The following is a 12,954-nucleotide window of genomic DNA, read 5'->3' as shown; positions in this document are numbered from 1 at the left end:
TACACAACTACTTAAGCTTTAACCGCACCTGCCAATGCACCGTCAACAATATACTTTTGAATGAAGGTGTACAGGACGATAAGTGGTGCCGATACGATCATGATCCCGCACGCCAACATAGGCCAGTTATTCCCGTATTGACCGCGGAATTCTTTAAGCCCGAAGGTAATTGGATAATGTTCCGGACTTGGCAAATACATGATTGGACCTACAAAGTCATTCCAAATCGTAATCGCCGTAAGGATAACACCTGTTGCGATAACAGGTTTCATCAATGGCATAATGATCTGGAACAGATAACGCATATATCCAGCACCATCCATGCCCGCAGCTTCATCCATCTCACGGCTGATTCCTTTAATATAACCTACGAACATCATGAAGACGATACCAGTTCCCCCTGTTTTTAGGAGGATATAACCTAGCTTCGTATCATAACCCACAAATCCAAGCTCTTGTTTCAGGGTAAGCATTAATTTGAACTGTGCAACCATAGGATTAGGCAAGAATTGTGACATCAAGAAGAACAAATAAATAAATCCGCTCCACTTTACATAATTTCTCGCTACCGGGAAAGCTCCGAATAACGAAACGATTAGTGTTAGCACTGTCGCTACGCCTGTGTACAACAAACTGTTAATGAAATAATTAGAGAAATTACCTTTTAACCAAGCTTCCTTGTAGTTATCCCATTGAATACTTTTCACAAGTCCGATCGGGTCTAGCAGGTAATCTGAAAAAGACTTGAATGAAATGTTTATTACAAACAATAGCGGCATGATATACAAAACAAGCAATACTGCAATCAGAATATAGGAGAGAGTTTTGGCGGTTTTGGAATCTTTCATTAATATTCCACCTCTCTCTTACGCATTTGTTTAACTGCAAATACAACGAAGACCAGAATCATTAGGAACTGTACCACCGAAAGCGCGGAAGGAAGTCCCATTTGAAGAGAACCACGGAACGTCTCTTTATACACGTCATAAGCCATCGTTCTTGTGTTAAAGCGACCGTCCGTAGTTGCGAGAATAATATCAAAGGTGGACATCGCACCGATAATGGACAAAATAATATTAATGGTGAACGATGGAGCAATAAGTGGGAACGTAATGTTCTTAAAAGATTGCCACTTCGTAGTTCCATCAATATATCCAGCTTCATACAGATCCTTCGGTACGGATTGAAGGCCTGCAAGGAAAATTAACATGGAGTAACCCATGTACATCCAAATTTGCGTAAATATAATATAACCAAACGCATGGGTGAAGCTTCCAAAGAACATATCTTTATAACCGAACAATGAATCATACAGTTGATTGACAGGACCACTAAGCGGATCGAACATCAAGCCCCATACCAGTGCAACTACCGATACACCGAGGACAACCGGTAAAAAGAAAACTGCGCGATAAAAATAATCGCCTTTCAGCTTCTGATTAATAACTACGGCCATAAGGAGACCGACACCGTTCTGTACGATTGTAACAATGATCATGAAATAAACAGTTCGTATAATGGAATCCCAACGTTCGCCTGAATTTCCGGAGTTAAAAACGCTGTAGTAATTGTCAAGGCCTACGAAATTCAACTTGCTTCCAGGAACGTTAGTAATATCTGTAAATGAATAGATGACCGTCATCATAGAGGGTCCAAAATAAAAAACAACATACAACGATAATGGAATCATAAGCAGCAGAAGTGGTAAATATCGTTTTATACCTTTTCCGAACGGATACATTTCTCTCACCTACCCAATCCTAATTCAATAAAATCATCGGGGTCTGTACGAACAGACCCCGAAGTTGTAGTACATGATGTTGCACAGTATGTTGTAGATGTCTGTTTATTGGGATAACAGCTTATTTAGGAGCTGCTGCTTCCCATTCTTTTTGTTGTACATCTGCAAGTTCTTTAGCGGTTTTGAATTCGCCACCTGGTGCTAGGTATTCAGTGTGTACACCTTCAGCAGCAATGTGCTCGCCTACATTGTCGCGGTTAATCATTATGATTTCATAGGCAAGTTCAAAGTCTTCTGCCATGTATTGTGCTAGTTCGTTATCAATGAAGTCACTGCCAGTTGAAATGTTATCTTGTGTTGGTACAAACCCAGCAGCCTTAACATATTCAGTGTAGTTTTCTGGCTCAGAGAAGAATTCCAGCCATTTCAAAGCCCCTTCTTTGTTCGGACCTTTTTCTGCTGCATACCAAGTTACATCGTATTTACCGACAAGAGAAGCATTCTTAGCTGCATCTTCAGTAGCTGGGATTGGGAAGTAACCAAATTTCACATCAGGATTTGCCGCAGCGATCGTAGGTGCATCCCAAGTTCCGTCAGCAATCATAGCTGCTTTACCTGTTGCGAAGTACGAAGGTGCTGTTGCATAGTCAATACCCAAGAAACCATCGATGATGTAGTTATCTTGAAGGGTCTTCATTTTATCCAATACTTCTACAGCCTCAGCATCGTTGAACGCCGAAGTACCTTTCCAAACGCCTTCAATCCATTTTTGTTGGTCGCCGCCGCCTAGAATCTTAGCTTGCAAGCCGAACACTGGCAGTTTCAAAGGCCATACATCTTTACCAGCCACTACGATAGGTACGATGTTTTTGGATTTCAAAGTATCTAGAACACTGATGAATTCTGTCCATGTGGTTGGAACAGTCAATCCGTTTTGTTCAAAAATTTCTTTATTATAGAAGAAACCTGACATCGCTACTTTACCGGTTGGGATCGCATACACTTTATCATTGTAAGTACCCGCTTTAGCAATATCATTCGCATTGTAGTTTTTAACGAAAGCTTCGTTGCTCAGATCAGCAATCAAACCGGAATCAATCCATTGTTGCCAGTCTGGCACTTTCGCACCCGGTGTCCAATCTTTCGGAGACAATCTCATACCGGACAAATCAGCAAGGACGTCTACGTCACCAGCTGTAATTCTCGCTCTTTGCGCTTGTTTAAATTCATCATCCGGACCCGTGGTCGTGTACTCCACTTTGTATTCCGGATACTTTTCTTCAAACTTTTTATTAATTTCGGTAATGGCTTTATTAATGTTTTCTTGTTTCCAATGCAAGATCTTAATCACTTTCTTATCGCCAGATGCAGGCTTATTTGTTCCGTTGCCCGGAGTAGCCTCACCATTTGTGTTGTTGCCGCTTCCACATGCTGCTAATGAGAGCACCAGCGCCGAGCTCAACAATACCGCAGAAAGCTTCTTTACCATTTTTGTTACCCCCCAGATGATTTGTTATGACCTTTTACGAAACCTTGTGTTAGCTCCTAAATTTTCGTAATATAATCGAAAATATCACAGAAAGCGGTTTCGTTGTTTTTATTATTACATCGTTATATATCTTTGTAAAGTCTTTTTTTATTCTTTATTTTCGAACCCATTTTTAACAAAAACACTCAAAAACCCTTTAACATCAAGGATTTTTCCATTTACGCACCAAATATCCCATTGACTATATACCTATATAATTATAAAATCATTTACGAAAACGTTTCGTAACTCATATTTGAAATCCATAGAAAATTCTGACTCAACTACACTTTTATCATAGATTACGGAGTATTTCTCATTATAAGGAGGACTTAATTTGGCCTATAACATCAAAGAAATCGCGAAAATCGCTGGGGTTTCTGTTTCGACAGTATCCAAAATCATTAATAATTACAGCGATATTTCGGAAGATACGAAGACTAGGGTACAACAAATCATAAAAGAAACCGGATATACTCCCTCCAATTCAGCAAAAACATTAGCAACAAAATCATCGAATCTAATTGGTGTTATATTTGCAGGAATGCTGAATGTTGACTTTACCCATCCTTTTTTCATCGAAGTCCTAAACTCCTTCAAAAAACAAATGGGACTGCTAGGTTATGACCTTATCTTTTTCTCTAACGAAAAATTTCAAAGTGGTGACACTAATGATTATCTTGCCCGTTGTCTGCATTTTAATGTAGATGGCTGCCTTCTTATTTCCGGACAAGAGCTAGAAACCTCTATCAGCGAATTAGATAATAGCTCTATCCCTTGCATCGGCGTAGATTTAAAGCTATCAGGCGACAATTCGGGTTATATCATGTCTGATAATTTCAAGATGTCCACTAAGGTAGTCGAACACTTTTACTTATTAGGCTATCGAGAACTCGGTTATATCGGCAGCTCCTCAGAATCAGAAATCTCCAACATTCGTGAAAGTGGTTTCCGCAAAGCGCTTGAAGATTTAGGACTACCGATCAACGAAAACTGGTTCTTAAACGGAAGCAATTTCTTTGAAGCCAGTGGTTATGAAACCATGCGTAGAATGATTGCGAACGGAAATTTACCCAGAGCGATCTTCGCAGCGTCTGATCAGCTAGCTATCGGGGCTATGCGTGCCCTTAAGGAATCTTCTATCGCTGTTCCTGGTACCGTCGCAATTATTGGCTGTGACGATATCGAAGCTTGTAATTACACAACACCACTGTTGACTACGATTAAACAAAATAAAGATAAAATCGGTCGCCTAGCCGCGTTAATGCTGTATGATCTGATAAACAATCAATCTGGCACGAGCTCCTTTAGCGTGGAGCCAGAGCTCATCATAAGAGAATCCTGCGGCGCTTCTGAGCGGGGTTTAGCGTAACCTCCTTAGAGTTACCTTTACTGAACTAAAGTAGAGATATGGGGCAAAATATTGGACTATACAGGCAAAAAAAACGAGGACATCTAAAGCCATGTCAATGGCCAATAATGTCCTCGTTTACTTGGAATCCTATATATCTGAAACAACAAAAAAAGATGTTCCAACAGCCAAGTAAATGGCTCAGGAACATCTTTTTGTTGATGCTTTATTACTTAAGAAATCTTATAGATCGAAGTACAGAGAATATTCATGTGGATGAACACGAATTGCAACCTCTTGAGCTTCGGAACGTTTCAGAGCAATATAGTTATCAATGAAGTCCTTAGTAAATACGTCACCTTCAGTTAGGAACTCATAATCAGCTTCCAAAGAATCAAGCGCTTCGCCCAGGCTACCTGGAACGCTGCGGATCTTTTCTTTGTCTGCATCAGACAATTCGTAGATGTTCTTATCCAAAGGACCGTAACCCAGTTCTTGTGGGTTGATCTTATTCTTGATTCCGTCCAGACCTGCCATCAGCATTGCCGAGAATGCCAAGTAAGGGTTAGCCGTGGAATCCGGTGTACGGAACTCGATACGACAGCCTTTTGGTGTCACAGCTGCTACTGGGATACGAACTGCAGCAGAACGATTTCCCTTGGAGTATACCAAGTTAACCGGTGCTTCATAGCCAGGAACCAAACGTTTAAACGAGTTGGTGCTTGGGTTAGTCAAAGCGATTAAGGCTGGGGCATGGTACAAAATACCACCGATATAGTGAAGAGCCATTTCGCTCAAGTTAGCATAAGCGCCTTTTTCGTAGAACAAAGGAGTATCTCCATCAAAGATCGATTGATGCACGTGCATTCCGCTACCATTATCACCAAACAGTGGTTTTGGCATGAAAGTCGCTACCTTACCGTACTGACGTGCAGTATTTTGCACAATATATTTATAAGTCATGAGATTATCAGCAGTTTTCTTCAAGGTATCAAAACGGAAGTTGATTTCCGCTTGGCCTGCAGTTGCCACTTCATGGTGATGACGCTCAATGCGCAATCCAGTTTCAGCAAGCAAACGGCACATTTCACTGCGAATATCTTGTTGGGAATCCACAGGTGCTACAGGTACATATCCACCTTTAACGCCAACTTTAAATGCCATGTTGCCGCCCTCTTCTTTACGACCCGTATTCCAAGCCGCTTCTTCAGAGTCTACGAAGAATGAAGAGCTGTTCATACCACTCTCGTAACGAACATCGTCAAAGATAAAGAATTCAGACTCAGGTGCGAAGAATGCTGATGTACCAACTCCGCTCTTTTGAAGGAATTCTTCTGCTTTCACAGCAATACCGCGAGGATCGCGCTCATAGCGTTCGCCATCAGGAGTGAAAATGTCGCACATTACGTTCAGCGTTGGATGAGCTGTAAACGGATCAATGAAAACACTGTTCGGATCAGGCATCATAACCATGTCTGATTCTTCAATACCACGGAATCCTTTGATGGAAGAACCGTCGAATGCTACCCCATTTACAAAAGTTTCATCTTCCACTTCAGAAGCAGGCAGAGAAATGTGGTGAGCACGGCCACCTAAATCTACGAATCGAAAATCTACCCACTCGATATTGTTTTCTTTAATTGTTTGCAACACTTTTTCAACCGACATGAATTTTTCCTCCCCCAAGTTCCGAACATTAAGCCCCTCACAGTATGCAAATGTTCTTGTTTTATTTTTATTTGCTGTCGTCATTATAAATCTCATACCTAACATCGTCAATGCTTATGTCAGGTATTTCTTGCAACTATGTAAGATATTCTGACGCTTTCGTGAAATCCGTTATTTTCGCTTAAATTCATACCATCTTTAACTTATCCAACAGCAAAGAAGCCCTACTATCCCGCTATACCGCGGTTTGTAGGACTTCAAAGGTAGTAATATAATTAAAAATTATAGTGCCGAAACGGTTTCTGGCGAAGTTGAAAACTTACGTCCAACGATCGGAGCAAGCTTTTCCAGATCCTTAAGTAGATTATCGAACTGTTCAGGGAATAACGATTGAACACCATCACCTGTCATGGAATTGTCCGGATCTGTGTGCATTTCGATAATTAGACCATTTGCACCCGCAGCAACAGAAGCTTTAGCCATAGGTTCAACTAATTCACGACGTCCAGTGCCGTGACTTGGGTCAGAAATTACCGGAAGATGACTCAAGCTTTGTAGAACCGGTATAGCCGATAGATCCAGTGTATTGCGAGTGTAAGTCTCAAACGTACGAATACCGCGCTCACAGAGCATTACATCCTTATTTCCACCTGCCAAAATGTACTCTGCAGCATTGAGCAATTCATCATAGGTTGCACTGAAGCCGCGTTTCAGAAGGACAGGTCTTCCACAAGTACCAAGCTTACGCAGCAAATCAAAGTTCTGCATGTTTCGTGTACCCACCTGGAGAATATCCGCGTGTTCTGCACAAATATCCACATACTCTGGTGTCATTACCTCTGTAATGGTCAACAGGCCATGACGCTTTCCTGCTTCAGCCATCATAGTCAAACCTTCTACACCAACACCCTGGAAGCTGTATGGACCTGTACGGGGCTTAAACGCGCCTCCACGCAGTACCTGCGCACCTGAAGCTTTAACTAGACGGGCAATCTCATCAATCTGCTCTGGAGACTCCACGGCACAAGGACCGCCCATAATCACCAGATTCTCTCCGCCAATCTTCACACCCTTGATATCGATGATGGTATCCTCTGGATGGAAATCACGGCTAGCCAGCTTATAGGACTTGGAGATCTTCACGACGTTCTCCACACCCTTCATTTGCCGCAAATGCTCTGCAAGCTTAGGCGTAACACTTCCTACTAATCCGATAACCGTATGATCTGCACCTTTGGAGAGATGTACCTGCAAGCCCTCTCTTTCGATCACTGCGATAATATCTTTAACCTGCTCTTCTGGCGTTTGATTGGATGTAATGACGATCATTTTATAACTTCCTCTCTGCACTTAAAATTTATAATAATTTCGCTGAATACACTCGCACTACGACGCGTGTTCGCTTTTAAGCTTTTAAGCTTTTATGCTTTTAACCGATAAAGCGATTTTACCCCAAAAATCCATTATCGTCAATCCTATTTCCTGATTTAGAAGATGAAACCGTTTTTTTCTATAAAGAAAAACGCTCAACCCCGATAGACGAGATTAAGCGCTTCTTCAATCACAAATATATAAGTTCGCTAGCGCATTAAGTAGTACTTGCGCTCTTATTCTTAACTGGAGGAAGTAGCTTCGCCATATTCACTGTACGTTTGATCTCCCATGTCTCGGGATTCTCTGAATCGTACTGCTCCAAATAATTAATAACTTCTTTGGTAATTGGTGTCGGTGTAGATGCGCCCGAAGTAACCCCAACAATATTTACACCCTTTAGCCACTCGGTGTTTAGTTCAGAGATATCAGAAATCCGATGGGCCGGAACACCTGCGATCTCTTCCGACACCTGCGCCAGACGATTAGAGTTGTTGCTTCGTGGATCGCCAACGACAATCACTAGATCACATTGGCCCGCCTGCTCGGCTACAGCCTCTTGACGCACCTGAGTAGCCATACATATCTCATTATGCACTTCAGCCCCTGGGAAGGTCTCTAGAAGCTTTTTCATAATATTTTTAATGTCCCACTGGCTCATAGTGGTCTGATTCGTAATTACAATCCGTGAAGAAGGGATGGATAGAGTTGCAATCTCATCTTCTTTTTCAATTAAATGCACATGCTCTGGCGCAATGCCGACAGCACCTTCCGGTTCCGGATGGCCTTTCTTGCCGATATAAATAACCTCATAACCGTCATCTACTTTCTCCTGAATGAGATCATGCGTTTTTGTCACATCAGGACAGGTAGCATCGACCGTAGTCAATCCTTTATCCCTAGCCATCTTGCGCACTTCAGGTGAAACTCCGTGAGCAGTGAATATAACTGTTCCACTGTCTACTTTATCCAGAATATCGAGGCGATTATGACCGTCCAAGGTAATGATGCCGTCGTCCTCAAACGAATTCGTGACATGACTATTATGAACAATCATGCCCAGTATATAAATCGGCCGGGGAAGATCGAGATTTTGCGCAGCCTGCCGTGCCATTACCATAGCATCGACTACTCCGTAACAGTATCCCCGGGGAGAAATTTTAATGACTTCCATGACTTCACCAACTTTCTGCTTTCGTTGACTTCTGTAATAGGACACACTTTAAATTATACCCTATTCCAGCGGCGGAGCAAAGAGAAGCGGCAACCAGATCACAAAAGTAGTTCCTTCGCCTTGGCGTGTAACAACTTCCACAGACCCACCATGTTCGTCAATAATCCATTTAGCAATAGATAAGCCAAGCCCAATTCCTTCCGTAATTCCACGTGATTCATCTGCACGATAGAAACGGTCGAAAATATATGGAACCTCATCTTTATCCATACCTATCCCCGTATCGGTGATTCGAATACCAACCTGATTCTTATAGAAAATTGTATCTAAACTCACCTCACCGGAAGGTGTGTATTTAAAAGCATTATCAATAAAAATAAACAACATTTGTTGCAAATAATCTTTATTACCCACAACATATTTACCATTTAAGACGGACATATCCCCTGTAACCCACTCCGCTTGACGAGGTAGAAATGACGCCCGACGCGCTATCTCCGTCATCATTGGTTCCAGTGCCACCGGTTCTATCTCGAAGGTTCGCCCTGTATCAGCGCGCGCAAGAGAGAGCATATCAGATACCAGTCGGCTCATACGTTTAGACTCGTCCGCGATATCTTTCACTGATTCCATCGAGAGCTGGCGAATTTCAGCCTCGCTCATCTTCCCTTCACCCGGCTCCATCTCCCATACTTTTTGCAGCAAATCGATATTCCCACGAATGGTTGTCAGCGGCGTCCGCAGCTCATGTGATGCATCGGAAACAAATCGACGCTGTGCCGCATACGAATCCTCTAACTCAGTGTAGAATCCTTCCATACGCCCAAGCATACTGTTAACGGTCTCAATAAGTCTTCCTATTTCGTCTGGAGGTCCATCATATTCAATACGGGAGCTTAGGTCATTCCCCGTCTGAATCCCATTTGCAGCTTCAATCACTTTCCCAATAGGACTCATCGCTTTACGTGCCAGGAATAAACCAAAGGTAAATGCCGCGATCAAGGTAGCAAAAGAACCGACAAGCAATATATTTTTCAAACGCTCCAAGAGCTTATTCTGCTCATTCACATAGGCAGCGACTTGTAATACAGCCACTGGATTATTATTATAATGCTCTAGTTCGATAGGCATCTCGTAGATCAAAAACTGATTGCCGTCCACAACAACATTACGAAATCCTTTTGCAATTTTATCTTTAGCAGGATAATCAAACCGCAGGCCAAAGTTAATCATATTTGTCGATTGTGACAAGCTTTTGCTGCCATAAGTATAAATCTGCGTATATAAATTGGAGTTTTCAGGACCGACTCCGCCAAGTTTCAGCTCACCATTGTAGCGATCAACGCTAAATAAAGGTTTCGTTTGCTCAGCTTGCAATCTTAGACGATCCTTCAAGTCACCATACGTATTAAAATAGACAAAGCCGTAAATTGCGGCTGATAAGGCCAGCAGCATAACGGCCAAAATCCCTGAATACCAAGCAGTCAGCCGCAATCTTATAGACATGTTAGTTGTCACCTCTTAGAATGTAACCGGCACCCCGGATCGTTTGAATGAGGCGTTTACCGCCATGCTCCTCCGTTTTTTGGCGTAGCATAGCTATGTATACCTCAAGTACATTAGATTCACCGCTGTAATCATAACCCCATATTTTATCCATGATCAGATCCCGCGAAAGCACACGTTTCGGATTCTGCATAAACAAATGCAACAGTTCGAATTCCTTCGCCGTAAGCTCCAGTCTCTTACCTGCACGTGTGACCTCGCGTGAATCTACATCAAGTGTAATATCCTCATAAGTAACCGCTTGCTCACTGCCTCCACTTTGCTCACTCTTACGCCGAAGTAGCGCACGTACCCGGGCAAGTAATTCTTCCAGTGCAAATGGTTTTACTAAATAATCGTCCGCACCCAGATCAAGCCCCTTCACACGGTGCTCAATTTCATCCTTAGCCGTAAGCATTAGTACAGGCACATTACTGCCCCCTTCTCGCAAACGACGGCAAACTTCAAATCCATCTACCTGAGGCATCATAACATCCAGAATCACCACATCCGGATCACTGCTCAGAATCGCTCGTAATCCATCCGCTCCATTCACCGCAGTCTTTACATCGTAACCTTCAAAGGCTAGCCCTCGGCGCAGCATGGAAATAATTTTTTCATCATCATCAATAATTAGAATATTCGGTCGCATCAAGCAGCCCCCATTGTTCATTTCTTTTTATTTATATTGTAGCAGTCGCACCATGTTTAGACAAAAAACGGAAGGGTTGCCCCTTCCGCGTTATTCACCGTCCGGTGTTATTTCTGCTGACTTTGCCCAGTAGTCGTATCAAAATCATTTTTGTTGCCGATTGTGACGGAAAGATCCAAGTTTTTACCATCGCGCACAACATTCAGCGTTACTTTGTCACCGACTTTTAACGTTTGAATGAAAGCAATCAGATCTTGGTTTGTAGCATATTTCGTTCCATTTGCACCAGTAATAATATCGTAAGGGCGCAAGTCTGCAGCATACGCTGGCGATTTAAAGATAATATCTGCAACTACAGAGCCTTCTTTAATATCCGTGCCCATTTGTTTAGCTACTTCATCTGTAATCGTCATAAGCGTTGCACCAATGAATGGTACTGGTTCTTTAGGAATCGCTTGGTTCGCTTCCAGTTTATCTACGACTTCTTTAATCGTATTCACTGCGATAGCAAAACCTATACCTTGGGAATCTGTGCTAACAGCAACGTTCATACCAATTACCTGTCCATTCATATTGAGCAGCGGACCACCGGAGTTACCAGGGTTGATAGATGCGTCAGTTTGCAGCAAGTTTTTGTAGTTGCGAGTTCCACTACCATCTTCTTCGTTAATATCGATGCTGCGTCCTTTTGCACTAAGAACACCAGAGGTTACTGTATGATCGAAGCCTTGTGGGTTACCGATAGCAACTACTTCTGAACCGACTTTCAAGCTATCTGAATCTCCCAGAGCAACTGTAGGGAAATCACTATCTCCCTCAATCTTCAATACTGCCAAATCCAGATCTTTGCTAGAGCCTAGCAATTTTGCTTCGTATGGTTTGGTTACGCCATCTACTGTAACTTGGATGACATCGGCATTCTCAATGACGTGCTGATTCGTCAAAATATATCCGGATTTCTCATAAATGAAGCCTGTTCCAATTCCATATGGGATAAGCTGCGATGAAGAGCTTGAATCCGACTTCGAGTCCTGCTCATTTTGTGAAGAACCACTTCCACCGTATTGATCTCCGAAAAAGAATTGAGAAAACGGATCACTCAAATTCGGGCTGGATGAACCTCCACTACGTGAACTGGATTTTACTAGTGTCTCAATCTTGACGACTGCTGGTCCAACCGCATCAACTACGCCAGTCACATCACGGGAGCCTTTCACCAAAGATGTAGTGGTAGTATTAGGTGTAGTACTAGCACTCTCATTCGTCGTCTTCGCCGTTCCATTCGATTCCGAGCTAGCAACGGTTGAAGCTGCATCCCCTGTGAACCAGTTGCCTCGATCTGCCATAAACATTGAACCTGAGAGAACGACCATACCTGCTAAGAAGGAAATCAAAACTGTTTTCACTGAGCTTTTTGGCTTTTTATTATATTGCCAGCCACCGCCACCTTCAGAGCCGCCTCCGCCGTTTCCACCTCGTCCGCCGCCATTACCATCAAAGCCTGTACTGCGAAATGAACTGTTGTATGGGAGTGGTTTTACGGGCTGTGGAGGTGTAACCTCAACCCGCTCCGGCTCCATCCGGTTGTAATGCTGAGCACTTCCGTCTGCGTCACTTTCATCTTTGTTCAAAGATTTAAAAGGTCCGTAAGAATAGTAGTATGATGATCCGGATTCGGATGACTGATTATTATTACTATTATGGTTATTATTGTCCCAATCCCGATCTGGTGCTGGTCCATTGTCACGATTAAAGTTGTTTTTGTTATCGTCCATGTTCATATACCTCCTGCATCCTGTCGCCTGACAAGGATTAATTTGTTTTCTTGTTTCTTATTTTGTACTTTAAACCTTAAGGTCACATTAAAAACAATTTAAGCGGAGATAAAAGATATAGGCAAATAGACGGGATTTGGTTCATAAGG

10 protein-coding genes are annotated in these 12,954 nt (G+C 42.6%); 1 reads left to right on the top strand and 9 read right to left on the bottom strand.

The genetic code is table 11. From position 1 onward, the window contains the following. Positions 1-11: 11 nt before the first annotated feature. From NSU15_RS08735 to NSU15_RS08725, 3 genes are all read right to left on the bottom strand, one after another. A complete protein-coding gene (locus NSU15_RS08735) occupies positions 12-848 on the bottom strand; it encodes a carbohydrate ABC transporter permease (protein WP_042125671.1) in 837 nt (278 codons plus the stop codon). Then, positions 848-1,741, bottom strand: coding sequence for a sugar ABC transporter permease (locus tag NSU15_RS08730; protein ID WP_042125669.1), 894 nt, complete (start codon positions 1,739-1,741; stop codon positions 848-850). Before NSU15_RS08730 ends, NSU15_RS08735 begins: the two co-directional genes overlap by 1 nt. Positions 1,742-1,862: 121 nt before the next feature. Beyond that, positions 1,863-3,230: an extracellular solute-binding protein gene (locus NSU15_RS08725; RefSeq protein ID WP_076119235.1), complete on the bottom strand. Its 1,368-nt coding sequence runs from the start codon at positions 3,228-3,230 to the stop codon at positions 1,863-1,865. Between the two features lie 376 nt (positions 3,231-3,606). Between NSU15_RS08725 and NSU15_RS08720 the strand changes: the two genes are divergently transcribed. Then, entirely contained in the window at positions 3,607-4,641 is a 1,035-nt protein-coding gene (locus tag NSU15_RS08720) for a LacI family DNA-binding transcriptional regulator (protein WP_042125666.1), read from the top strand. A gap of 222 nt (positions 4,642-4,863) precedes the next feature. Here the strand turns inward: NSU15_RS08720 and glnA are convergent, their stop codons facing one another. From glnA to NSU15_RS08690, 6 genes are all read right to left on the bottom strand, one after another. Next, complete coding sequence (gene glnA, locus NSU15_RS08715; protein ID WP_042125664.1) at positions 4,864-6,288, bottom strand: type I glutamate--ammonia ligase; 1,425 nt, start codon at positions 6,286-6,288, stop codon at positions 4,864-4,866. Between the two features lie 282 nt (positions 6,289-6,570). After that, the gene (aroF, locus tag NSU15_RS08710; protein ID WP_076119233.1) at positions 6,571-7,617 is read right to left on the bottom strand and encodes a 3-deoxy-7-phosphoheptulonate synthase; all 1,047 of its coding nucleotides are present in this window, start codon (positions 7,615-7,617) and stop codon (positions 6,571-6,573) included. 259 nt (positions 7,618-7,876) lie between these two features. Then, entirely contained in the window at positions 7,877-8,833 is a 957-nt protein-coding gene (locus NSU15_RS08705; protein WP_042125660.1) for a 4-hydroxy-3-methylbut-2-enyl diphosphate reductase, read from the bottom strand. A gap of 60 nt (positions 8,834-8,893) precedes the next feature. Further along, complete coding sequence (locus NSU15_RS08700) at positions 8,894-10,339, bottom strand: HAMP domain-containing sensor histidine kinase (protein WP_339289921.1); 1,446 nt, start codon at positions 10,337-10,339, stop codon at positions 8,894-8,896. A 1-nt stretch (position 10,340) separates the two neighbouring features. Beyond that, a complete protein-coding gene (locus tag NSU15_RS08695) occupies positions 10,341-11,030 on the bottom strand; it encodes a response regulator transcription factor (protein ID WP_042125657.1) in 690 nt (229 codons plus the stop codon). A gap of 107 nt (positions 11,031-11,137) precedes the next feature. Continuing rightward, positions 11,138-12,805 (bottom strand): trypsin-like peptidase domain-containing protein, encoded by a 1,668-nt coding sequence (locus NSU15_RS08690; protein ID WP_076119229.1) that lies wholly within the window; start codon positions 12,803-12,805, stop codon positions 11,138-11,140. Positions 12,806-12,954: the final 149 nt, after the last annotated feature.

The organism is Paenibacillus sp. FSL E2-0201 (assembly GCF_037963325.1).
Taxonomy (GTDB): Bacteria; Bacillota; Bacilli; order Paenibacillales; family Paenibacillaceae; genus Paenibacillus_AQ.
Note: the sequence above shows the minus strand (reverse complement) of the source record. Positions and strands in the feature narration are given on the sequence as shown.